At 56.5% G+C, this 25003-nt stretch carries 13 protein-coding genes; 8 read left to right on the top strand and 5 right to left on the bottom strand.

Annotation, left to right across the window (positions count from 1 at the left end):
- Nucleotides 1-159: 159 nt before the first annotated feature.
- From L6R21_02765 to L6R21_02755, 3 genes are all read right to left on the bottom strand, one after another.
- Entirely contained in the window at nt 160-1200 is a 1041-nt protein-coding gene (locus L6R21_02765; GenBank protein ID MCK6558097.1) for a zinc-dependent alcohol dehydrogenase family protein, read from the bottom strand.
- A gap of 152 nt (nt 1201-1352) precedes the next feature.
- Nucleotides 1353-3932 carry a hypothetical protein gene (locus tag L6R21_02760; protein MCK6558096.1) on the bottom strand — a complete coding sequence of 860 codons (2580 nt, stop codon included), beginning with the start codon at nt 3930-3932 and terminating at the stop codon, nt 1353-1355.
- A gap of 403 nt (nt 3933-4335) precedes the next feature.
- Complete coding sequence (locus L6R21_02755; protein MCK6558095.1) at nt 4336-5364, bottom strand: LacI family transcriptional regulator; 1029 nt, start codon at nt 5362-5364, stop codon at nt 4336-4338.
- Between the two features lie 881 nt (nt 5365-6245).
- Between L6R21_02755 and L6R21_02750 the strand changes: the two genes are divergently transcribed.
- Nucleotides 6246-6389: a hypothetical protein gene (locus L6R21_02750; protein ID MCK6558094.1), complete on the top strand. Its 144-nt coding sequence runs from the start codon at nt 6246-6248 to the stop codon at nt 6387-6389.
- A 276-nt stretch (nt 6390-6665) separates the two neighbouring features.
- On the opposite strand, the gene L6R21_02745 is transcribed toward L6R21_02750, so the two are convergent.
- Together L6R21_02745 and L6R21_02740 are read right to left on the bottom strand one after the other, a co-directional pair.
- Nucleotides 6666-8819 carry a molybdopterin-dependent oxidoreductase gene (locus L6R21_02745; protein ID MCK6558093.1) on the bottom strand — a complete coding sequence of 718 codons (2154 nt, stop codon included), beginning with the start codon at nt 8817-8819 and terminating at the stop codon, nt 6666-6668.
- A complete protein-coding gene (locus L6R21_02740; protein ID MCK6558092.1) occupies nt 8819-9289 on the bottom strand; it encodes a (2Fe-2S)-binding protein in 471 nt (156 codons plus the stop codon). The genes L6R21_02745 and L6R21_02740 overlap by 1 nt, the downstream gene beginning before the upstream one ends.
- Nucleotides 9290-10842: 1553 nt before the next feature.
- On the opposite strand from L6R21_02740, the gene L6R21_02735 reads away from it, so the two are divergent.
- From L6R21_02735 to L6R21_02705, 7 genes are all read left to right on the top strand, one after another.
- Nucleotides 10843-12933: a VWA domain-containing protein gene (locus L6R21_02735; GenBank protein MCK6558091.1), complete on the top strand. Its 2091-nt coding sequence runs from the start codon at nt 10843-10845 to the stop codon at nt 12931-12933.
- Nucleotides 12934-12974: 41 nt separating this feature from the next.
- On the top strand, nt 12975-14528 hold the full coding sequence (locus L6R21_02730) for a T9SS type A sorting domain-containing protein (GenBank protein ID MCK6558090.1): 1554 nt from the start codon (nt 12975-12977) through the stop codon (nt 14526-14528).
- A gap of 229 nt (nt 14529-14757) precedes the next feature.
- Complete coding sequence (locus L6R21_02725; GenBank protein MCK6558089.1) at nt 14758-16695, top strand: FG-GAP-like repeat-containing protein; 1938 nt, start codon at nt 14758-14760, stop codon at nt 16693-16695.
- Between the two features lie 14 nt (nt 16696-16709).
- Nucleotides 16710-17711, top strand: coding sequence for a DNRLRE domain-containing protein (locus tag L6R21_02720; protein ID MCK6558088.1), 1002 nt, complete (start codon nt 16710-16712; stop codon nt 17709-17711).
- A gap of 30 nt (nt 17712-17741) precedes the next feature.
- Nucleotides 17742-19901 carry a T9SS type A sorting domain-containing protein gene (locus L6R21_02715; GenBank protein MCK6558087.1) on the top strand — a complete coding sequence of 720 codons (2160 nt, stop codon included), beginning with the start codon at nt 17742-17744 and terminating at the stop codon, nt 19899-19901.
- Between the two features lie 44 nt (nt 19902-19945).
- Entirely contained in the window at nt 19946-21976 is a 2031-nt protein-coding gene (locus L6R21_02710; protein ID MCK6558086.1) for a VWA domain-containing protein, read from the top strand.
- Nucleotides 21977-22103: 127 nt separating this feature from the next.
- Nucleotides 22104-24986 carry an SBBP repeat-containing protein gene (locus tag L6R21_02705; GenBank protein MCK6558085.1) on the top strand — a complete coding sequence of 961 codons (2883 nt, stop codon included), beginning with the start codon at nt 22104-22106 and terminating at the stop codon, nt 24984-24986.
- Nucleotides 24987-25003 lie beyond the last annotated feature (17 nt).

Below are 25003 nucleotides of genomic sequence, written 5' to 3'. Positions count from 1 at the left end.
TTACTCTTACTCTTACTCTTACTCCTACTCCTACTCGTTCTCGCTTTTCGGAATTCTCAAACAACGAGCAAAAGTAGGAGCAAAAGCAAAGGTTGTCTTGTCATGAATCCTTTTACCGTTCAGTATGTGCCCAAATTGTTACGAATTACGCCCTAGGCTTTACGCCACCACCTCCTTTCGTGAGGATGACTCAGGAATCACCAAAGTTTTCACCGAATGGCCGTTGGCCGCGCTGGCGAGCGCGTCAGCGATTTTCTCCAATGCGAAGCGGTTCAGGTTGAAGGGCATGAGGTTGATTTTCCCCTGCGCCAGCAATAACACCGCACGGTGAAACGTGAATGGATTCAAGATCGAGCTGAGAATCGTCAGTTCTTTGAGAAAAGCGGACTGCAAATACAAGCGCGCATAGGCCGCGGGCGCCGCGAGGCCGAAAAGCACCACCCGGCTGCCACGTTTGGTGAGGCTGATCGCCAATTCAGCAGCCTCGGCTTTGCCCACGCATTCGATGACGACCTCACAGCCGCCGTGCGTTCGTTCGGCAATTTCCTGCGCGGCTTCGCGATGATTCGCATCCAGCGCGACCTCCGCGCCGAGTTGCCTGGCAACCTCGCGCTTGGAGGCGAGCGGATCGAGCACGAACGTGATGCCTGCGCCGGCAATGCGCGCCAGTTGCAGCATGAGCAAGCCGATATTGCCGGCGCCGACGATGGCCACGGATTGGCCGGGCTGAATCGCCGCGCGCTCGAGGCCACGCAGACAGCAGGACAGCGGCTCGGCGAAGGCGCCCCATTCGAGCGGAAAATCCTCCGGCAGTTTGTAGCATTGTTTGGCCGGCGCAATCGCAAACTCGGCGAAACCGCCATCGAGGTCAACGCCGAGCGCGCGCAAATTTTCGCAAAAATTCACCTGGCCGCGCTGGCAGTAGTAACAGCCGCCACAGGCAATGTTGGGATCGACCGCCACGTGATCGCCGGAATGCAATTCCCCCACTTGCTTTCCCGCTGCGATGATCGTGCCGGCAAACTCATGGCCGAGAATCACCGGTGGCCGCGCATGCGCCTCGCCGGCGAGAATGTGAAGGTCGGTGCCACAAACGCCGCAGGCCGCGATTTGCACCAAAACTTCGTCTTCACGCAGCGGCCGCAATGGGCGGTCGATGATTTGCAGATCATGCGGCTGGTTGAATTGCGCTGCTTTCATGAAATCTTATGAAAATAAGTTTGTCGTTTCGCCTTTAGGCGTCGAGCTTCCGACAAGAGTTGAACGCCTGAAGGCGTTACTACAAACGATGAGTTGCTTCCGGCAAAAGGTGGACGCCTGAAGGCATCACTACAAACCTTTGTTTACAAATTTCATTTGTTTTCAAACTCTACAAGCACTTCACACTCACGCGAAACATGAGAATAATTGACTACAGTGTGATAAGATTTTCTTTCTTCCTGCTGCACCGACCACGCCGCAGCCGGCAGAATTCTCTGATCGACCCAAATTCTTTGCGGCGCTTGGGCACTGCGGATCGTGGCGCTGACCGAATGCCCGGCAAATGCACGGGATTGCCAGCGCAAAGATTTTTGCTGTTCCTGCCAGTGCGCGTCGGCGAGCGTTGCCGTCAAATTCTCGAGATAGGGCTGGGCAATCGCGCCGCGCGTGACTCGAATTTCGACTGGCGCGCGTTGTTCAGGAATCACCAGCGAGGGGAAAGGCATGCCATCATAAGTGATCGAGGTGGCGAATTGGCCAAGTCCGGCGTAGACCACTTTCGCAATTTTGCCATTTACCAACCAATCGAAGCTCGGCACCGGCGTTTGGCCGGGCAAATCGGTGCGCAAATGCAAATTCCACGGGCTTTCGGCGGCGCCCAACAAGCGATACAGCGCGAACAGGTACCAGCCGCCGGCCCAGAGAAAACTGGGTTTGTCGATGCGGCCGTAATTCGCGGCAACCGGATCGCTGTAGCGATATTCATACATCGCGGGTTGGCCTTGCGGACTGGCCGCAATACCGGCAATCGTCATGTTGCTGCGCACCACCTCGAGTGCAGCCTCGTTTTCTCCGATTTGCTGCAAGGCCAGCGCATACCACGCCGTGCCGTGCGGCCACACGCCACCGTTGATATATTCGCCTTTGTTTTTCCCCTGCTCATGATTCACCAATTTGAACTCTTTTTCAAGCAGATGGAAATCCGCCGGATCGACCATGCGCACGCCGAGCTGCGGATCGTAAAGGCGCTGCTGCGCCGTGGCCACCAGCCGGCGCTGCTGGTCACCGGCAAGCGCATCAAACACCACCGCCAACAGAGAGCCGGCATAGAGGTGCTCGTCTTTGCTGGAGCCGTTGTTGAAATTGATCAAGTAGCCGAGTTGCTCGTCCCACAATTTGTGCGCGAGCGCGGCGCGCAACGACTGGGCTTGCGCCACATAGCCCTGCAGTTTTTCGGGTGCCTCGTTCAACTTGCTGCCGAGGAAAACGAATTCCTGTAAAGCGCGAATCGCCAGTACAGTGATGTAGGCACGCGGGCCCGGCACATTGCCAATATCCCACCAATCCGGCGAGGCGGCCCAGAGCAGGCCGTCTTCACCGAGATGGCTCAGCGTGAAAGTCAGGCTCTTTTCCAACAGCGGCTGCAAACGCTGCAGCACCGCGAGGTCGCCGGTGTGGCGCAGGTAGCTGGCCGCCACCAGAATGAACCAGAAATGGTTCCAATTGTCTTTGCCGGCAAACTCGGTTTTGAAGCCGTCATCTTTCCAATAATAGGCGTGGGGAATGATATTTTCCGCGCTGGCTTTGTTGGCGAGATAGAGCAGATCGTTGCGCACGCGCCGGGCGTCGAAATTGGCGGCAGCGAGATCCGTCATGAGCGCATCGTGGGTGAAATAGAAATTGTATTGCGCCGGACACGGCATGGGCACGATTTCACCATCGAGAAAATGGCGATTGGCGGCAAGCAGCGCTTTGGCCCATTGCGCCGAATGATCGAGTTCACCATTGCCGGTGCGAAACACCGGCGCGCCTTGTGCCGCCGTTGCGACCTGTTCCGCGTAGGCGGCAGCTTCATGCTGATAATTCGTTGCCAAGTGGTTTGCCAGCGCGGCGGCTTCTGATCTTGTGGTTGCAGCCAGAAAATGAACAATCACCAGCGAGTCGCCGGGAGCCAGAGTTTTCTCATAAACAAAAGCAGCAGCGGGACGATGCGCGCCGCCGTCGGGCCGGCCTTGTTGCCAGTCAATTTCATCGCCGGCAGTGATCCATTTGAGTTTTTCGTTTTGCCAAAGCGCAGCGCTGTTGGCCAGCCATTGACGCGGCGGCGAAGCGCCATTACCGACCAACAGCGTCGCTTTGGCGGTTTCCGGATCATCAAAAGCAGCAAAGATGGTCTGCGTATGGGGATCAAACCAAGTGTGCGCGCGATCCTTGACGGCATAACTCTGGCACGTGCGCAGCGTCATTTCCCAATGCGTGTACAGCCGGTAGGCGTGCGGTTGCGCGTCGCGATTGCCGGCCACCAGGCGCATCAACAGGCCGGGACTGTTTTGAAAGAAAGAATAGGAAAGGGTGAAGTGGGTGTGGGCGATTTGTTGGGAGAATTGTGCTGCTGCGGGGGTCAAGCGGTAAGGCCAGGGTTCCCAACCGATCGGCTCGCGCGGGCCTGCGTCGATTTGCAGACCAAGATGGAGAATTTGCGATTCGTCGCGACGCCAGTAGTCGGTGCTCAAATCCAGGCTGTTGGCCACCGGCGCGTAGAAACTGAGGCGCGAGGGCAGCGGCCGGCTGTGGTGGCTCTCGAAGCCGGCATAAGGCCCGCCGGCTTCGATGGTGCCATAGCCGCGCTCAAACACAACCGCAATCGTCGAGTCGGGCCGAATGTGGCTCTGCCCGGCGCCGGCCAAAGCGGTGATCAAACCGATCAACAAAACTGCAGATCGCGATTGCATTGGATCAACTCCCGTAGCGCAGCGGCATCTGAACGATCAAGCAAAAACGGAGTTGCGATCCTGTTGCACAACGCCAGGGGCCTGGGCTCATCCTGGAGGCGTGGCCGTGATTCTTTTGATTCGCCTCGCGCACTCGCTTGCTCCCGCGCGCCTGCCGGCGCCGGAATCAAGTGAATTCGCATCGGTCCGAAGATGCACCAACTTCGACTGAGCGAAGGTCTCCAGAACTTTGAGTTCCGGGAGACTCTGAGGTTTTTGATGGCAACGGCCCAGCCGTCGCCGGAACACTTTTGTCAAGAGGCCTGAGATGCTCCCACCTCGGCTGAGCCGAGGTCTCCGAAACTTTGAGTTCGGTGAGACTCTGGGTTTTCAATGCAACGGCCCAGCCGTTGCCGGAACACACTTATGCAGGCGGCGGAGCAGTGGATTGCCGCACGATCAACTCGACGGGCGTGAAGACTTTGCCCGGCAGTTCCTTTTTGGTTTCGATCATTTCCACCAGCCGGCGCAACGCCACGGCGCCGAGTTCTTCCTTATCCACGCGGATGGTGGTGAGTTGCGGCTGCGTGTGCATGCCCGCTTCGATATCATCAAACCCCACCACCGACACTTCCACGGGAAGCACGCGGCCATGATCCCGCAGATACTGCATGGCGCCAATGGCCATGGCATCATTGGCGGCAAAGATGGCGGTGAAGGTCGCAGCGCGGCCGGCCAGCGCCGCAGCCGCGCGGAAGCCGTCAGCAGAGGCGGTGTAGCTTTCCACGCCTTCGATCAAATCCTCCGCAATCGGAAGCCCGGCTTCGGTGAGGGCTTGTTTGTAACCTTCCAGGCGTGCGGCAATGCTGGGATGGGTGATGTCACCGCCGATGAACGCGATGTGGCGATGTCCCAAATCAATCAAATGGCGCACGGCCAGCGTGGCGCCCAGGAGGTTGTCCATCATCACCACGTTGCCCTGTTTGTGGCGCGGCGAAAAATCGATGAACACATGCGGCATCTTGAGGGTGAGCAGGTGCTCGCACAAGGCCTGGGGAATATGGCCGGCCAGCAGCACGCCGTCGACGTTGCGTTCGCGCAGGAAACGCGGCAGGTCGGTGTCGGGATGAAACGTGCGGGGCACGGTGGTGAGCAGGATATAGTAGTTGTATTTGCGGGCTTCGAACTCGATGCCGAGAAAGATTTTGGTATAGAAGGGTTCTGCGCGGGAGAAGTGATCGTCGGTGAGGATGAAGCCGAAGTTGCCGCTCTTGCGGGAGGCCAGGCCGCGCGCCATGTGGCGGGGATGATAGTTGAGTTGCTGAATGGCCTTGAGCACACGCTGGCGGGTTTCCTCGCGGACGTTGGCCTTGTTGTTCAGGACCAGGGAAACCGTAGCCTCGGAGACTTTGGCCTTCTGGGCAACATCTTTTATGGTGGCGCCGAGTCTCATAGCTAAATCGTTTTTATGATTTTTCGCTCAGGACACGGAAAATTATCTTGATTCTTATATGCTTATCTTTGATTGATGTCTACCAGGAGTGGAATTCATTAAAGCGATTTAATGATAGAATAGCAAACTATTCTGCATTTGTCAAGCAGAATCTTTCCCACGCTGCTTGAATTTCACAATAGCTCGCCGGCTTCGTCCCGCAACACGGGCGCACTTGGCTGGCAACGAGGGACGGCGCTCCTGCTGCTGCTGATTCGAAAATTGCCGGGCTCCTGCCAAATCAAGTGCGAGGCACTTCCATGAGACCGCCCTTCGGTCTCTTGTCTTCGTGCAGGTCGTGCACTTTGGGGGCGATTGGTTTTTCAAGCACAGGAGAAAATTCTGAAGGTGGATGGCAGAGTAGTCTATCGGCAGAACGATTTGAAATTATTCTGTCGATGAATCATCCTGCCAAGGCTTTTTCGGCGATGCTCGGTGACCTCGGCGCATTTCGGCGGAAAAGCTCCATCGCCGACAATCACCGCAGACACCGACCGAGTTTCGTCAAACAGTTATTTGCTGCTTCACAGAAGCTTTGACTTGCAGCTTGTCTGCAAATCAGCGTTGGCCGTGAGGCGCTCAAAGTCAGAATAGCGCTCTGAAAGATTCTTGACCACAAAGCAAACATTTGCAGCGCGGAGTCGCGGGGCGCGCAGAGTTGCTACGTCAAAAAGCCTTTCTCTGCGTTCGCAGCGTCGCGGCGGCGAGCTTTTGAGGTGAATGACACGGCAGTGTGCCCAAATCTTCACAAGATGCTTACTGGATGACAGTGGTAGGTCCGTAGTGCGAGGCAACAGTGCACGAATCGGGCTTAATGCTGCCCGCGGGCTTCAGGTTTAAGCTTGTCTGAAACCTGGCGCAGCCTCTTTGAAGTGAACTCGTTGCTTCAAAAGCAATGCTTTCTTCCAGCAGATAAAAGCAACCCAACTGATAAGGAGCTTCTTCATCTGCTGGGCGCATTTCCAACTGTTGGCGACTTCCTTTGAGTTGCGGCTAATCCACCACAGGCATTGGGCCGTGGCCTTCCGGCCTATTTGATCAACAGCGCGCGTCTTGTCCGCTCGATCCGGCCGGCGCGCAATCGGCATTGCGACACGCGGCTGCTCACCGGCCGGCTCACAACATCGTGGTTTCCTTATCTTGCTTTGAATCAAGAAATGCGCGGTGTGAAATGGAGTTCTGCGGAGGTTTCCACGCAGCGCAGAAGCCGGGCGGGAGTCAAAAGTGGCCCGGCTTCCGCAATCACTGCAATCGTCCTGCGATCACGACATGGCGTTCTTGATGCGCTCGGGCGTCATCGGAAGCTGGAATAATCGCGCGCCGGTCGCGTCAAAAATCGCATTGGCGATCACCGCCCCCATGCAAATGATCGCCGGCTCGCCGCCGCCTTGCGGATCAGGCTCCTTCGAATCGATCAGCACCGTTTCGATTTTCGGCAGCCAGGAAAAGCGCGGGATTTGATAAGTGTCAAAATTGAGATCGAATATCTGACCGCCTTTGAAGTGCAGCTCTTCGGTCAACGCGTAGCCCAAACCCATGGTCACGCAGCCTTCCATCTGGATCTTGGCGCCTGCGGGGTTGATCACCAGCCCCATGTCCTGCGCCGCGACCACGCGCTTGACCTGCACGCCGCCGGTGTCCTGGTTCACTTCAACTTCGGCCATAACGGCTACCCAGGTGCCCGCATCAAAGCCGCACGCGAGACCAACGCCTCTGCCGCTGGGTGACTTGCCGGGCTGCCAGCCGAATTTCTCCGCGGCAGCTTTGAGAACTCCTTGCACTTTTTCGTTCTTCAAATTCTTCAAACGAAACGCCAGCGGATCGCTGCCCGCTTTGGCCGCCATGATGTCGATCTGCGATTCTCGCGCGAACGTGTTGGTGTTGTTTGCCGGCGCGCGCCAAGCGCCGGTGGCAAACGGATGCGAGCCGGGAACACCGCGCCAGCTCGCGGCAGATACCGCCGTGCGGTGATGGGGAATGTCATAGAAGTGTTGCGCGCCCCGGTCGCCCGCGTAATAGACATGATAGTCCCAAAACGCGATGCTGCCGGAATCCGAGAGCCCGGATTTTATTTTTACGATCGCCGCGGGCCGGAACGAGTCATAGAAAAACTCCTCCGCGCGCGTCCAAGCCACCTGCACCGGCTTGCCGGCCAGTTTGGCCAAGCGCGCCGCTTCCACGACTTGCAGGTTGCGCGATTTTCCGCCGAAGCCGCCGCCAACCTGCGGCGTGATGACGCGCACTTTCTCCTCTGGCACGCCGAGCGCTTGCGCAATCTCATCTTTGGCGCCGAACGGCGACTGCGTCGAAGCCCATACGGTGATTTTGTCTCCTTCGAATTTTGCCACTGCGGTATGCGGCTCCATTGGCACGTGCGCGACGTAGCTGTTCAGATAAGTCGCCTCAAACGTTGCGGCGGCGCTCTTTTGCCCGGTTGCCAGATTACCGCCCTCCGCCACAATTTCTCCCTCCGGTGCGACTTTCAGTAAATGATCAAAAATGTTCTGCTCATCGACATTTGCTGGCGGCGTGTCAAACTCGGCTTTGACTTTCTGCAGCGCATTCTCCGCCACGTCGGGATATTTGTGCAGCACTGCCACCAAATCGCCCTCGCGAATGATCTGCACGCCGGCGATCTGTTGCGCCGGTGCCGTGTCCACGTTGATCAATTTGGCGCCATGCGCCGGCGGCCGCAAAATGCGCGCGTACAGCAGATCCGGAAATTGGACATCGCCGGCGTACTGCGCCTTGCCCGTCACCTTTTCCAAGGCATCCCGCCGCGTCACGGGTTTGCCGATGATTTTGAAATCCCCCGCAGTTTTGACGATGGCCTTTTCCGGCAACTGGCGCGCGATCTTCCGGCCCTTCGCCAATTGCGCGTAGCTCACACGATTGCCCGGTTTGGCCTGTTCCAAAACCACCCCGTCTTTGGCGATCAAACGATCTGGGGGAATGTTGAGATGCTCCGCGGCAAGCTCCAGCAGTACCGCTTTGGCCTCGGCGCCGGCGGCGCGCACGGCCGGCCCGAAAAAGCGGGTGGTCAGAGAGCCCCACGTGCCGCGATCCCACGGGCAGAGATCGGTATCGCCCATCACCATATCGATGACGTCCAGCGAAACTTCGAGTTCTTCCGCAAGTTCTTGGGCGAGGGAGGTGATGATCCCTTGTCCCATCTCGATCTTGCCGGAGAAACAAGTCACGCGGCCATTCTCGCCGATGCGCAAATAAGCATTGAAATCCGTCGGGTAGCTTCTTTGCATGCGTTCCTGCGCTGCGAGCGAGGAGACAAGGTTTGCCGGCATCGCCCACAGCACGATGATGCCGCCACCCAGGCGTTTGAGAAAATCACGGCGGCTGAGGGGATAGCGGTCGGCGATCGCCTCGAACGCGAGGTCGTCATGTTGCTTTTCTTTCATTAGCGCACCCCTCCTTTCGTGACGCTTTGGATCGCCTGTACGATGCGTTGATGCGCGCCGCAGCGGCACAGATTGTCATCCATTCCGGCAATGATTTCCGCGGCACTGGGCCGGGGATTCTTCAACAGCAGGCCGTAAGCATTGAGAATCATTCCCGAGGTGCAGTAACCGCATTGCAGCGCATCATGCGCCATGAAAGCTTTCTGCAACGGATGCAGTTTACCGTCTTGCGCCAAGCCTTCGATCGTCATGACTTCCTTTCCGGCCACGTCTTGCATTCGTAATTGGCAGGATCGTGCCGCTTCGTTGCCCACCATGACAGTGCAGGCGCCGCACAGACCTTCGCCGCAGCCGTATTTGGCGCCGGTGAGGCCAAAGTCCGTGCGCAAAACCCAGAGAAGCGGCCGGTTGCCGTCGACCTGCAGCCGCATGGGCTTGCCGTTCAGCTTGAATTGAATGGTTACTGGCATAGGTGCCTCCGAGCTTGGTTTGGTTTCTTCAGACTTGCGGCGCTGTAGAAAAAGTGTAGGCTTGCGCTAAGCAGGCAATTTCGACCTGCATTTATGCGGGTTTCGTGCCGATTCTGAAAGTTGCCAACTCTTTCGAGTTTGGGCAAACAATCCACGCAGTGACCGAAAGGCTCGCAAGCACTTCCTGATCATTTATTGTCTTCCTTTATCGCCGCCAGCCGCGAATCGTGGCAGAGCGCAGTTTCTTTGCTTGCCGCGCTGTGAGGTGGTCGCGTGCTTTGCCCTGCGGCCGGCCTCGGTTCTTTGGTGAGAATCGCATACACGACCGCCGGCCCCTTCCCGCCTCGGAAGCGCAATTGGCCGGTGCGCATTTCGTACAGAACGACACCCATGCCACCCTGGCCCAGTTTCTCGAGAATTCTGTAATGCGAAATGGTTTCGCAGATCATCAATCAAGCAGCGAGGTGCACAGCGAGCCTCGTGCAGTTCACCCTGGCATCAGGGAATGCCCAATGCGCTACTATTAGAGAAAAAATGGTTCCCAAAGTCAAGAGAATTTCACAGGCCTTTCCCAGCTTTGGAAGATTCTTCCATCGGCTTGAAGGACAAGCAGCTCCGGAAAATATATTCGACCTCGCTTGCGGAAATTTACTGAGCCGACCTTTGTTCTGCTACCGAGAAAGCAGACTTTGTAATTGACAAGGAGGTCTGCAGGCATTCAAAAAGGAGAAGGCAACGTTGCGACCGCTACCTCCTCCAAAAAATAACAGCATGCTCAGGCTGGCACCCTTGGCGCAGTTTGTTCAAACTGCTGCGGGCTGTTCTGCCGGAAGATAATGATTCTGCAAAAATCGGCGTGTAGGTTTGCAGACCGACTGCCGAGTCCCGCGGAACAGTGAAGCGCACTCAACCACCATCGGACTCATGCGGCTGCAATGAGCCGCCCGCTTGATTTCTTTACCAAAATTCGGCGTTGAATTTTGCCTCCAAGCCGGGCTGGCTTGCTTGAGAAAATGCCGCCACGCACGCATGCTCAGAATGGGAAAGCGCAAGGCAAAATCCAAAACTCAAGGTCTTGCGCCTTGCACTCCTCGCACGCTTCGTGCAGGGCTTGCACTTTTTCGATTTACTTTGTGCAAGTCTTGCACGATAAATTTCACATTCCCCAGCGTTTCTATGATACAATCGTCATATTTTCAAAACCTTATAACGATCAAAACAGCGCGGCATACAAATTGACATAGTAAATGGCGTAACCTTCATTGACCCACACTGGCTAGCCCAGTGGAAGCGAAGGGCCGGATCGTGATGCTGCCCTCACTCGCGAAAGGGAGGCTTGCCCACACGGGCGCAACACATCCTGAATGGCGAGAGCAATGCCTCGTAGAGGCGCCATTCCGACCGGCGCGTCTCAATCAGATTGCGCATGATTGAGGCCCGCGGTACGACCGGCCCCGCTTTTTATCACCCGAGCCCGCGATATCCATCGCGCCCCCACGCTCCACCTTGTGGTCACCTTCCCAAATCGACCGTTCAACTCGAGGAGGTTCATCATGCGCCGGCTCATGAGAATCATTCTTGCCGCCATTTTTTGGGCCATGCTCGCGCAGCAATCCGCGTTTGCCACCGGCGCGCTGTTCGTGCGCCCGCTGCGCAGCAACCAAACCTATCAAACCATCTGGATCAAAACCTATGATGCCAGCGTGATGATCCAGGATCAAATCGCGGTGACCCACGTCGACCAAATTTGCTTCAACGAAACCAACGACATCGTCGAGGCCACCTACATTTTTCCTCTGCCCGAAGGCGCGGTGATCACCGAGTTGGTCTACTGGCTCAACGGCAAGCGTTTCGTCGCCTCCGTCCGCGAGCGCCAAGCCGCGCAACAAGCTTATGACCAGCGCATTCGCCAGCTCATTGATCCGGCACTGTTGCAGTATCTCGGCGACAATCTCTTCAAGCTGAACATCGCGCCCATCAATCCCAAAACCGATGTTCGTTTTGAAATCACTTATGCTGAGCTGCTGGCCTATGAATTCGGCAACGTCGATTACCGCTTTTTCCTGCGCACCACCGGCCTCTCGCCGCGGCCGCTGCAGCGCGTCACGCTGAATATTGCCGCGGCCACGGCCAAAGAGTTCAAGTCCTTCACCTCGCCCAGCCACGCCAACTCCACCGGCACGCAGATCACGCAAGTTACTCCGAGCCGATATGAAGTCATTTTCGGCGATGAGAATTTCACGCCGGATCGCGACTTTCTGCTGCGCTTCGAAACCAAGCGCGAGTCGGTTGACATGAACGTCATCACCTACACGCCGGTAGCCACGGACTCGTTCGGCGTGGACAGTTTCTACGCGCTGTGGATCACGCCGCCGGACACGATCGAGGCCGGGGAAACGCTGGCGCGCGACCTCGTGTTCACGGCAGATGTGTCCTCGAGCATGGAAGGCGAACGTTTGGTGGAATTGAAGTCCGCGCTCAATAGTTTTCTGGATCATCTCAATCCCGCGGATCGTTTCAATCTTGTCACCTTTGGCACCAATGTGGTGAAATACCGTCCGGATTTAGTTCCGGCCGAGGCCGCTGCGATTGCGGCCGCGCGTGCGTTCGTCAACGGCCTGAGCGCGCTGGGCTTGACCAACATTGACGGCGCGCTGCAAGCCTCGTTGCAGCAATCCTTCCGGGAGGCCACTTCCAACAACCTGATCTTCCTCACCGATGGCTATCCCACCTGGGGCGAGCTGAACGTCAACGCCATTGTGGACAGCGCCGCGGCGCGCAACCAGCACAATGTGCGCATCTTTCCCTTCGGCATCGGTGAAGACGTGAGCAAGCCGTTGTTGATTGCGCTGGCGCGCGCGAACGGCGGATATCCCACCTACATCACGGCGACGGACAGCATCGCGCTGGTGGTGGCCAATCATGTCAATCGCATTTCCAAACCGGTGTTGTCGAATCTTGTTCTTGATCTTGGCGGCTTGCAGACCTACGATCGTTATCCGCTGGTGCTCTCGGATTTGTTTTTTGGCAATCAGGTTTTGCAGTTCGGGCGCTACACCAACAGCGGTGCGTTTCCCGTGACGCTCAGCGGCACGGCGCAGCAGCAGAATTTCGAGCTGACGAGTTTGGTGACTTTTGGGCAAATCAGCGGCGGCAATCGTGCCGTGGCGCGGTTGTGGGCCAGGAGCAAGATCGATCATCTGCTCGAACAAATCGCGATCTACGGCGAGTTGAAGGAATTGGTCGATGCCGTGATTGACTTGAGCATTCGCTACAGCATTTTGACGAAGTATACCGCGCTGTATGTCGATCCCAACCCGACTTCGGTTGAGGATAATGATCCCCAGCTTTTGCCCAAGACGTTCGTGCTGGAACAGAATTATCCCAATCCCTTCAATCCCGAAACCAAGATTGTATTTTTCGTTCCCCCAAGCGCGCAGCAACAGCGCGTTGTGATCAAGATTTTCGATATCACCGGCCGGCTGGTGAGGATATTGTTTGACCGCGAAGTCGCGCCGGGACGCTATGAAGTGATGTGGGATGGCAAAGATGCGCACAACAACGAGCTGGCGAGCGGGACGTATGTTTATCGATTGGAGGCGGGTAGTAGGGTGATTGCGAGGAAAATGACTTTGATGCGATAAGGTCAAGTGGCTTGAACCATGTTAGATCATCTGAAACAAACATGCATATCAAGAATTCAATCACAACGTTTGTACTTGCCGCCATTGGCATAGCGCCGGCAATCTCCTTGCACGCGCAATTCACGGCCGCGGGCTCCCTGATTCCTTTGGGCCAGTTGCCCGGAGATAATCTGCATCCAGACTTCACGCGCGCGAACACCTATCCCGATCCCCATGACACGCGTGAATTGTGGCTTGCCTGGGATGCTGGAACCACCCTCGAGCGTCATGTTTATGTCAGAAAATACGTGGGGCCGCAACAGCAATGGGGAACACCAATCGCCATCACTTCGGGAAGCAGCATCAATCAATATCCCGACATTGAGAATCTTGGCGATTCGATTCTGGTGGTGTGGGAATCCAATGAACGCGGCAATTTTGATATACTTTTCAGCCTGTATGATGGCACCGCTTGGAGCGAGTCGGCGGCTATTGCCTCCGATACAACTGACGATCGCAAACCGGTACTGTTTGCACAATATCGTGATCAAGAAAACGGGGGTTGGGATCGCACAGCATTGGTGGTCTGGGAGTGCGGGGCGAAGCTTATGTGGGGCTATTTCGATGGCCAGAAATGGGGGCTTCCACAAGATGTTCCCGGCGCTTTGGATAGTGCCAAGTCCCCCCAAATTGGAATGTCGAGCGGCAAATTTCCGGTGATGGTTTGGGAAGGATTAGTTCAGGATAATTGGGACATCTATTGCAGTTGGTACATGCCCGATTCTAATGCCTGGGCCACTGCGCCGATACGATTAACAACTCAACCGGCAGAGGATCGTGACCCTCAAATTGGATACGCAGGAATTTACCCTATCCCTTTTGATAGTGCCTACTATGGCGATGGTCAGATTGTCTGGCAAACCAATGTCGATGGCAATCAAGAAATCTATTCGGGATATTTTTCCATTACGCCTGATCCGGCCGTCATCGAAGGCCAGAACATTTCTCAGGACGACAGCACCGATTGCGCTCCCACCGCACAATTCATTTCTGAAGGCGACGTGTTTTATGCCGTGGTTGCTTGGCAAACGAATCGTGCTGGGTTCGCCAACCTCGTTTCAAACTATCTGTATCTTCCTTGTGAAAATTTGCCCAGCGATTCCATTCCTGACCAAAATCCCGTGCTCTCCCAAAGTGTGCATTACGATCCAGCTTACTATTGGCTGACGTGGGAAAGGTTTGAAAACGGCCGTTGGTCAATTTATGGTTTGCCTTTTATCCGAAGCTATGTCGGCACGGTCAGCGAGAAAAACGTACCAAGCCCGCCACACATGACTCAGCTCGTGCAGAATTATCCCAATCCCTTCAATCCCGAAACCAGGATTGTATTTTTCGTGCCGCCAAGCTCACTGCAACAGCGCGTTGTCATCAAGATCTTCGACCTCACCGGCCGGTTGGTGCGGGTTTTATTTGATCGTGAAATCGCGCCCGGGCGCTACGAAGTAATTTGGGATGGCCGGGATGCGCACAACAACGAGCTGGCGAGCGGGATGTATGTTTATCGATTGGAGGCGGGTGATAGAGTGATTGTGAAGCGTATGACATTGTTGCGATGAAAGGTGTGAAACCTGAATCCCAGAATATCCTATTGAAGACAATGGTGAAATGAAGCATCTCGTACTTTTCATAGCCGCACTCATTTCTTGCTTTGCGGCAGGTGAGCTTCACGCACAAAGTGCAACCTGGCAATGGACGCCTCAGCAGCGCGTGCTCAATCCCAGCGGCCTAGCCCTCAGAAACCAAACGGCGCAATTCAATGTGCGGGATTGGGACGGAGACGGATCGTTGGACTTTGTTATCAACAACTATGACACGCTCCAGCTTTATCTCGCAAGCACGTCCCAGCACGAAGTCTATTGGGAAAAACACGAGATCTCTTTCCCGATCTTGAACGCAGATTCTCATTTACCACTCGCCTTCGAGTTGGTGGATTTCGATTTCGATGGTGATTTTGACCTGGCTTCTGATGGCAGGCGCTTTTGGTGGAACACCGGCAACAACCAAACGCCCGTTTGGGTCCAAGATGACAGCGTTCTCACCGGTTTGGAGCTGGGCTTCAATCTGTCATTCGTGGATCACGACAATGACGGCGATTGGGACGTGGCGGGCGATCTCTATCCCGGCGCCCTGGCTCAGTTTTATCAGAATATAACCGGAGGGCGGCGCCCGCAGTGGATGAGCGATAGCAGCAAAATTGCCTATGGAGGCATGGGTTTTATCTTCAACCCTCAGTATTGTGATGTTGATCGTGATGGTGATTTCGATATGTTTTGTGCAACACCTGTTCCTGTTGATCCCGCCGGTTGCAATCGTCTGCTGCTATTTCGGAACCTCGGCACGCTTGACACACCGGTCTGGAATGAGCAGTCGCTGTCTCATACCTGGTGTGGATATTACCCCAGCTACGGGAGGCCAGGCTATCAAGTGGTGGATTTTGATGGCGACGGCGACTACGATCTTTTGACGCGTGAGTTACAGCGACGGTTTGCCTTCATCAAAAACTTTGGAAGCGCGGACTCATTGCATCTTGATTTCGACCGAATCGAACTGATCGGTCCGGTTTCGGCGGAATCCCAAGCCATTCCAGTTCTGTTTGACCACGAATATGACGGTGCGCTGGATTTGATTGTCAGCGAAGACTTCGAGTATGATTTCGTATTCAACAGGTATCATGAAGGCCGCGTGATTTCTTTTGCCAACCAGGGCGGCAGGTTCGAAATTGGCGCTTCACAAAATAATTGGTTCGAGAATCCCTATCCGCTCAGGCTCTACAATTTCGCCAATCATTTTCATTTCAATTTCAGCGACTTTGATCGCGATGGCGACCGCGACTTTCTCTTCTCCTATTACAAGGTGAGCGTACGCGATACCGTCACTGGCAGCCGCGTGATCTATTTTCGTAACGACGGTTCGCCAGCCCAACCCAACTGGATTGCGGACAGCCTGATCTTCGCGCCCTTCGATTTGTCGCCGCAGCGCTTCTGGGCGCCGCAATTGATCGACCTCGATAACGATGGTGATGATGATTTGTTCATGAAAAGAGGAAGGCAGTTTGTCTTCTATGAAAATATCACAACGGATTCGGTGCTGGCTTGGCGGGAACAACCGGGCTTCATGCAGGGCATAACAAACAGCGTCCACTATTTGGCCACCTTCGCAGATTTGACGCGCGACGGCTTGGCAGATTTGATTTTCGGCAACGACGACGGCACGCTCGAATTCTATGAAAACATCGGGACCGTACGTGCGCCGGCCTGGCAGCTTGTCGCCGAAGCTTTTGCGCAGCTTGATTTCGGAGAGTATGCCGCACCAACGTTTGGCGATTTCGACCAGGACGGCCGCCTTGATCTCTTTGCCGGCAATCGCAACGGCGAACTGTTTTTTCTGCGCAACGAGTCAAGCGTAGCGGTGCAAGAAAAAAAGTTGGAAATACCCAAAGCGTTCTCTCTGGGACAGAATTATCCCAATCCCTTTAATCCCGAAACCAAAATCGTGTTCTTCGTTCCGCCAAACGCGCGACAACAACGCGTTGTGATCAAAATCTTCGACCTCACCGGCCGGCTGGTGCGGGTTTTGTTTGATCGTGAAGTCGCGCCGGGACGCTATGAAGTGATGTGGGATGGCAAAGATGCGCACAACAACGAGCTGGCGAGCGGGACGTATGTTTATCGGCTGGAGGCGGGCAATATCGCCATTACAAAAAAGATGTCACTCATCCACTAACTCCAGGAGTGATCATGCGCAGTTGCAACCGGTTTTGCGCGTTTTTCGTGCTGGTACCGGGCTTCTTTTCAATCAGCTCGCTGCACGCCCAGATCGAAGTCAAAATCACTGCCAGTAAAGACAACACCCTCTACGAAAATGCCTCCGGTTCATTCAGCAACGGCAGCGGCGCCGCTTTCTTTGCCGGCAAAAACAACCACGGCGAAGTGCGGCGCGGCTTGCTGGCGTTTGATCTCGCCGGCAACCTCCCCGCCGGCGCCCGCCTCGAGAGTGTGACACTAACCCTGAACATGTCGCGCACCCTTCCCGGCGCACAGGCAGTCAGCCTGCATCGCGTTTTGGCGGATTGGGGCGAGGGCATGTCCAACGCCACCGGCGAAGAAGGCGGAGGCGCGGCGGCGGCAAGCGGCGATGCCACGTGGATTCACACTTTCTTCAACACGCAACGCTGGGCCAATGCCGGTGGCGATTTCTCCGCCACGGCCAGTGCCACGCAGAGTGTGGCCGGCCTCGGCCAGTACACCTGGGGCTCGACGCCGGAAATGGTCGCGGATGTGCAAGCCTGGTTGGATACGCCGTCGGAAAACTTTGGCTGGCTGCTGTTGGGAAATGAACAAGCCAACGCCAGCGCCAAACGCTTCGATGCGCGGGAAACTCCCGTCATCGCCAACCGTCCGGTTTTGACCGTAACTTACACCGTTGCCGTGCACATGCAAGCCGCACGCGGCGAGGCGCCTGCGGCGTTTTATCTGGCGCAGAATTTTCCCAATCCCTTCAACCCCACGACCGTGATCCAATACTCGCTGAACCAGAATGCCAGTGTCGTCTTGCAGGTCCACGCCATTGACGGCCGGCTGCTGAGAACTTTGCGGCAGGGCCATCACTCGGCCGGCCTATATGCCGTGAGTTGGGACGGCAAATCCGACACCGGCGAACCAGCCGCCAGCGGTGTTTATCTCTGCAAAATGGCGGCAGGGGAATTCGTGCAAACGCGCAAGCTGGCATTGCTGAGATAGTTGCTGGACACTTGAAGAACGGAGTTTGATATGCAATCCTTAAAAAGAACTCTTCTGCTGCTCGGCCTGTTGACCTGGAGCAGCCAGGCGCAAGCTTATGACTACTTGCAGATTCAGCATCCGCGCCAAACCTGGCGGTACGGCCAGGGCACGATTGAACAGGCCGTGATCTCCATCAAGCCGCAGGGCATCTACATGGAATACGGCCTCTATCTCACCTTCTCGGCCCGTGGTCTGGGTTTCACCGCCGCCGACAGCGTGGAAGTGCAGTTCTTCTTCGATCTCCCCAAAGGCGCAATCATACACGATCTGTGGCTCTGGGTCGATGATCAAATCATGCGCGCGTTGATCATGGATCGCTGGACCGCCTCGGGTATCTATGAAGACATCGTCAAACGCCGGCGCGATCCCGCCATTCTCTTCAAGAATGACGCCGACAGCTACGAACTGCGCATTTACCCCATGATCGGCACCAAGACCCGCAAGATCAAACTGACCTACCTCATGCCGGCGCAATGGCTGCCCACTACCGTGGCGGCGGGCTTGCCTACGAATCTCCTGCGCACTTCCCGGCGGCCGCTGTCGGTGTTCAATCTGCTCTACTGGCCGCATCCCACCTGGGTCAATCCCCGGATTCTGGAATTCTCTGCCACCGAATTCCTCGCCAAGAACGACGAAGAATTCGGCGACTATGTGCGCGCCGATCTGCCGCCGGCGGCCACCGAGATTGCGGTCAATTTCGGCGTCGATTCCCCGATGCGCAACGGCGTGTTTCTCAGTAAGTGGCAGCAGGGCGGCGAGGGCATTTACCAGTTGGCGCTGCTGCCCTCGCAAGCGCTCGATCTGCAGGCACCCAAGAAAGTCGCGTTCTTGTTCGACTATGACGCCAGCAAAAGCACCATCATGCCCGCCGAGGTGCTGGCCGGCGTCAAGACCTTGCTGCAGACGAGTTTCGCGGCCAGCGATTCCTTCAATCTCATCTTTTCCCGCGCCACGATTCGACGCGCCGGTGAGCACTGGTTCGCCGCCGATTCCGCGGGTGTGGCGCAGGCGTTTGCCAATGCCGGCGCCAATCCCATCGCGAGCTACAGCAATTTGCCGGCCCTGCTGGCCAATGGCCTTGATTTCGTCAAGCAACATGGCAATGACGGCAGCCTGCTGTTGCTGGCCTGCTCCGATCAAGCCGGCAACTACCAGGTGGCCAATCCCCTGCTCGATGATCTGTTGCGCAGTACCGAGTCCATGACGCCCATTCACATTGGGGATTTTGCCGGCGTCAACACCAGCTACTACTTCAACGGCGGCCGCTACTACTTTGGCAACGAGTACTTCTACGAGAATCTCGCCCGCCGCACCGTCGGCAGCTACACCAGAATCAACCAGACCGGCAATTCTTTTTCCGCCCTGCTGGCCGCCGCCTCGCAATCGCTCAGCGGTTTCATCGATGCGTTCGATCTGCACACTAAGCTCGGCAGCGGCTTTTGCTACGGCCGGTTCGCCTTGGGCGGCGGCACCAACCAAGCCGTCTATCTCGACCGGCCGATTCTGCAAGTGGGAAAATTCACTGGCGAATTTCCCTTTGTCATCGAGGCCTCGGGGTTTTACCGCGGTACGCCCTTTTCGCGGGAAATAAGCCCGGCGGCCGGCGAAGTTTTCGCCGCGGATACGCTTGCGGAGGAAATCTGGATCGGCAATCATCTGGCCGGGCTGGAGGCGCAGCCCTCGCCCTCGAATGAGATGATCCGGCAAATCGTCGATACCAGCGTGCGTGAGCGCGTGCTCTCCCGCTATACCGCCTTCCTCGCGCTCGAACCCAATGACACGGTGAAAGTCTGCCTGGACTGCCAGGATGAATCGCGCCTGGTGCCGCCCACCGCGGTGGCGGCGCGCGAAGAAACACCGGCGGATTCGGTGCTGCAAGCCTATCCCAATCCCTTCAATGCCGCGACCACGCTGCGTTTGAAACTGCCGGAAAACGCCAAGAACGGTGAAGTGAGCCTGAAGATCTACAACGTCATGGGACAAGTGGTGCGTTCGTTCAACCTGAACAACGCGGCGGGGAATCGCATCGTGCATTTCACCTGGGACGGCCGCAACGACGCCGGCGAGATGCTGGCGACCGGCGCCTACTACGCCATTCTGCAAACACCCAACGCGCGGTTCACCGCCAAACTGCTGATGATGAAGTAAGTTTGGAACATGCGAGCAAGCTGCTTGCTCGAGGAGAGGGTGCGATGAAAAAGACTGCCATTCTGCTACTGCTGCTGGCCTGCCCGGCCGCCTTTGCCGGCGGCGTGATGAAAGTCAAAGGCCAGGCATCGAGTTATTTGCCGCCGCAACGCGTCAGCGTCACGGTTGACGTCGACAACCAAGTGGCCACCACCGTGACGCAACAGACCTTTGTGAATTCTCTACCTCTGCCGGTGTGGCTGATCTACGGCTTCCCGACGGACGTGAATGCCAGTGTGTTGCAGTTTCGCTGGCGCACCGCCGGCCAGTGGCGCACCGCGCAAATCACCGGCTCGCCGCAGGACACCAGCGGCGTCATCGACCCGGGCGGCGATGCCGATCGTCTCTTTCTCGATTACCTGGGCGAGGCGCCATTTTTTTTCACCTTCCGGGATTCACTGCCCGCGGACTCGGCGCTGACGGTCGAGCTGACTTACATCGAGCTGCTGCAGTACCGCAGCGGTGAAGTGATCTATGACTATCCTCTGGATTTGCGCGTGTTCTCCCAGCGTCCGCTGAATGCCTTTCGTCTCGCGCTGCAGTTGCGCTCGGCGCGCAAGTTGATCGGGTTGACCAATCCCACCCACGGCGCAACCGCCGCAAGCTTCACCGACAGCACGGCCACCCTGCTGTTTGAACAGGAGAATCTGGCTGCCGACCGCGATTTTCGCGTGCATTATCAAGTCAGCCAGAAGGATTTGGGCGTTTTCCTGCTCAGTCACCAGCCGCAAAACGAGGACGGCTATTTCATCATGCTGGCCGAGCCGGATCCCACCACCGGCCAGGAGGAGGTGATCGACAAAGTCTTCACCTTTATCATCGATGTTTCCGGCAGCATGTGGGGAGAAAAGATCGAGCAGGCGAAAGCGGCGGCCTTGTTCACCGTCGATCACCTGAATGCGGATGATCACTTCAACGTGATCAAGTTCAACACGGCGGTGACGAAATTCCGGGCGAATCCCGTGCCGGCAACGCCGAACGAGATCGTGGCGGCGCGCGGCTTCATCGATCAAATCACGGCCAACGGCGGCACTGACTTGCAGTCGGCATTGTTGGCGGGCCTGGGCCAGCAGATGAGCGACACCACCGCCAATATCATCATCTTCATCACTGACGGCATTGCCTCACTCGACCAGCAGGCGATCGTCAACGCCAACACCCACAACGTGCGCATCTTTGTGTTCGGCATCGGCACGGACGTGAATCAGCCCTTGCTCACCCAGGTAGCGGCGAACAACAACGGCATCGCCGAGTTTTTGGGCAATGACGAGGTCAACAGCCGCATCAGCGCGTTCTACAACAAGATTCGCAATCCCCTGCTGCAAAACATTCGCCTCGCTTTCACCCCGGCCATCACCAGCGAGATTTATCCGCTACAGTTGCCGGACATCTATGTCGGCGAACAGCTTGTGGTGCTGGGGCGCTACAGTCAAGCCGGGCCGGCGCAGGTGACGCTGCAGGGCGCCGGCGCCGGGACGCCGGTGCGTTATGATTACGGCGTGAATTTCACCGCCGACTCGCTGGCGAATCGTTTTCTGCCGCGGCTGTGGGCGAAATACAAAATCGATGCGCTGCTGGTGTTGATGGCCGGTGTGCCGCAAGGCTCGAATCAATGGCAGGAATGGAAGCAGGAAGTGATTCGCCTGAGCCTGCGGTACGGCATTCTCACGCCGTTCACCAGCTTCACGGACCCGGGCACGCCGCCCGCCGCAGTGGCGGAGGAGCCGGCGTCGGCCACGGCCATGCCCGCGGGCTTCGTGTTGCTGCAGAATTATCCCAATCCTTTCAATCCCGAAACGCGCATCGTCTTCTACGTGCCGCCGGAGACGGCGAGGCAGCGCGTCGTGCTCGAGATCTACGACCTGCTCGGCCGCCTCGTGGCCGTGCTCTTCGATCGCGAAGTTGCGCCGGGACGCTATGAAGTCGTATGGAATGGCAAAGATCTGCGCGGGCACGAGGTGCCGAGCGGAATCTACATCTATCGCCTGAAGGCCGGCCAGGTGGAGGTGGCAAAGCGGATGACGCTGTTGCGGTGAGGGTGGCATGATTGAATTTGACCGTGGAGGTACGATCATGAAAATGCTGGCAAAATCTTGTCTCGCTATTGCCCTGGTTTGCGCGTCCATGGCAACAGCACAGACCAGATCTCTGTTCGGAAAAAGCTTGAGCCGCGCCAACCTTTCGAAGTCAACTTTTTCCCACAGCCTTTCCGACAGCATTCGTGTCGAATGGTTGAATTACTTTGCTGCTGACTCCGCCTCTGATGGCAATGACCAAGCGCAGGCTGTCGCTGTTGATGACGCCGGAAACGTTTATGTGACCGGTTCGAGTGACAGCCCCATCGCCGGCCGGGACTTTTACACGGTGAAATACAGCCCCTCGGGCGCGCGTTTGTGGTCGGCACGATACGACGGCAGCGCCAATTGGCAAGATGGGGCGCAAGCGCTTGCGGTCGATACGCATGGCAACGTCTACGTCACCGGGCAAAGCTGGGGGTTGGACACCTCGAATGACTTTGCCACTGTGAAATACAACCGTAACGGCGAGCAGCAATGGGCTGTTCGTTACAATGGCCCGCAAAACAGCGACGACCATGCTCTTGCGATCGCCATCGATGATTCCGGCAATGTTGCCGTGGCGGGAATAGGTTTCGACGTTGTGACTTCCGCGAGAGCCGGCGTAACGGTATATTACAACAACGCCGGCATTGAACAATGGGTTGTGCGACAGGGGCAGGGCGATGCTTTCAATTACAGCGTGGCCGTAGCTCTGGACGATGCTGGAAATGTCTACGTGACCGGCTCCGTGCAAGATGATTTTTTTACGAGCAAATACAATCAAAACGGAAGGGAAGAGTGGACTGCCTTCTATGATGGCACAGGCCGGGGGATTGACCGGGCTTATGCTCTTGCCCTCGATGGCTCCGGCAACGTCTACGTCGGCGGCACAAGTTACGGCGCCCGAACGAATGATGATTATGTCGTGGTGAAATACGATGCCGTTGGGCATGAGCAATGGGCTGCCCTTTATGATGGGGAGACCAATAATTGGGACGATTTCTTTGACTTTGCTGTAGATGACCTGGGAAATGCTTATGTGACTGGAATGAGTGCAGGTCATGGCCAACTGAAAATGGTTACCGTCAAGTTCAATCGTTCGGGAACGCTAGAATGGGTCCAAACCTATGATGGGCCGGGCAGCCATCAAGCTCTTGGAATTGCCATTGCCGTTGATCGAACTGGCAATGCCATCGTTACGGGATACAACGCCGGTGCCAGCGATGATTACACCACAATCAAATACAGCCCGATGGGCAACGAGCTTTGGGTTCGACACTATGACGGTCCCGGGCAGGAGCAAGATCGCGCAACTGCGTTGGCGATCGATGCGGGTGGCAATGTTTATGTTACCGGTGAAAGTCGCGGTGCCGGCACCGGCAACGATTATGCGACCATCAAATACAACGGCGATGGCGACGAACTTTGGGTCGCGCGGCACAACGGGGCTGGGCCGACCAATTCTTTCAACTGTGCCTACGACATTGCGGTGGATGATCTGAGCAACGTTTACGTCACGGGTGTCAGCCGGGGGGCAAGGACCTCCTCTGACTTCGTCACGGTGAAATACAACTTCGCCGGCGAATTGCAGTGGCTCACCCGTTACAACGGCCCGGTCAATGGCGTTGACAGCCCCTCCTTTCTGAAGCTTGATGAGCATGGAAATGTCTATGTCGCCGGCTGGAGTTACGGAGTGGGCACTTCAGTCGATTACGCAGTCGTCAAATACGACAATGCCGGTGTTGAGCAATGGCGCGCTCGTTACAACGGCCCGGGAAATGGGCAGGACTTCATCAATGCGCTTGCCGTCGATGAACAAGAGAATGTCTATGTTACGGGATCGAGTCTTGGAGCTGATCAAAACACCGATTTTGCCACGATCAAATACAACGCTGCCGGCGAAGAACGGTGGGTGGCGCGATATAGCGGACAGGCACAGTCCTCTTCCGACGTTGCATATGATCTTGCCGTGAATGCCTCCGGTGAAGTCATCGTGACCGGCAGCAGCTTGGAGCTGGATACCGGCTTCGATTTCACCACGATAAAATACGATCGCGACGGAGTGGAGCAGTGGCGTTCGCATTACAACGGCTCCGGCAGGTTTGCCGATCATGCCTATGCGCTGGCGCTTGACGCCGCCGGCAATACTTACGTGACGGGCTTCAATGCGACTGTCAAATACAACAGCGCGGGCGTGCAACAATGGGCGGCCTCTTCGCAAAGTTTGACTGAAGGTGGCAAATTCATTCGCCTGGACAGAGCCGGGAATGTCTACGTGCTCGGCCAAGGGCGTAGTGCGCCGGGAGTTTTGGGATTGGACTACCTGCTGGTGAAATTCAACAGCCCCGGCATCGAGCAATGGCATGCTCGCTATGACGGTCCCGGCAAATCCCTCGACGAACCGAGCGACATGGTTTTGGATGAACGAGGAAACGTTTATGTGACCGGCAAGAGCGCCGGCTCGGGCACCTCTGATGACTTTGCAACGATCAAATATGACAGCGCCGGCGAGACGAGGTGGATGGTTCGCTTCAACAGCTCGGCCAATGCTTCTGATCGAGCAACCGCCCTCGCCGTTGACGCGCACGGAGGAGTTTACGTAACGGGCTGCAGCGGCGGTCCGAACCGGGGTGCCTATGTCACGATCAAGTACGTTCAAGCTGCGATCGTCTCCGTTGTGGAAAGAAAGGACTTGATGATCATAAGCTATCTACTCTCGCAAAACTATCCCAATCCCTTCAATCCTGAAACGAAGATCGTCTTTGAAGTACCGCCCCTGGCGCACAAACAACGTGCACTCATTAAAATCTACGACCTGCTCGGCCGCCTCGTGGCCGTGCTCTTCGATCGCGAAGTTGCGCCGGGACGCTATGAAGTGGTGTGGAACGGCAAGGATCTGCGCGGGCACGAGGTGCCGAGCGGAATCTACATCTATCGCCTGCAGGCCGGCCAGGTGGAGGTGGCAAAGCGGATGACGCTGTTGCGGTGAGATCGCTCTGGCGTGCA

The organism is bacterium (assembly GCA_023150945.1).
GTDB lineage: Bacteria > Zhuqueibacterota > Zhuqueibacteria > Zhuqueibacterales > Zhuqueibacteraceae > Coneutiohabitans.
This window is presented reverse-complemented; position numbering and strand designations above follow the sequence as displayed.

Bases quoted from the DNA above. Each gene is read 5' to 3' on its own strand.
- L6R21_02765 (MCK6558097.1), bottom strand. From the start codon at position 1,200: ATGAAAGCAGCGCAATTCAACCAGCCGCATGATCTGCAAATCATCGAC.
- L6R21_02760 (MCK6558096.1), bottom strand. From the start codon at position 3,932: ATGCAATCGCGATCTGCAGTTTTGTTGATCGGTTTGATCACCGCTTTG.
- L6R21_02755 (MCK6558095.1), bottom strand. From the start codon at position 5,364: ATGAGACTCGGCGCCACCATAAAAGATGTTGCCCAGAAGGCCAAAGTC.
- L6R21_02745 (MCK6558093.1), bottom strand. From the start codon at position 8,819: ATGAAAGAAAAGCAACATGACGACCTCGCGTTCGAGGCGATCGCCGAC.
- L6R21_02740 (MCK6558092.1), bottom strand. From the start codon at position 9,289: ATGCCAGTAACCATTCAATTCAAGCTGAACGGCAAGCCCATGCGGCTG.
- L6R21_02735 (MCK6558091.1), top strand. From the start codon at position 10,843: ATGCGCCGGCTCATGAGAATCATTCTTGCCGCCATTTTTTGGGCCATG.
- L6R21_02730 (MCK6558090.1), top strand. From the start codon at position 12,975: ATGCATATCAAGAATTCAATCACAACGTTTGTACTTGCCGCCATTGGC.
- L6R21_02720 (MCK6558088.1), top strand. From the start codon at position 16,710: ATGCGCAGTTGCAACCGGTTTTGCGCGTTTTTCGTGCTGGTACCGGGC.
- L6R21_02715 (MCK6558087.1), top strand. From the start codon at position 17,742: ATGCAATCCTTAAAAAGAACTCTTCTGCTGCTCGGCCTGTTGACCTGG.
- L6R21_02710 (MCK6558086.1), top strand. From the start codon at position 19,946: ATGAAAAAGACTGCCATTCTGCTACTGCTGCTGGCCTGCCCGGCCGCC.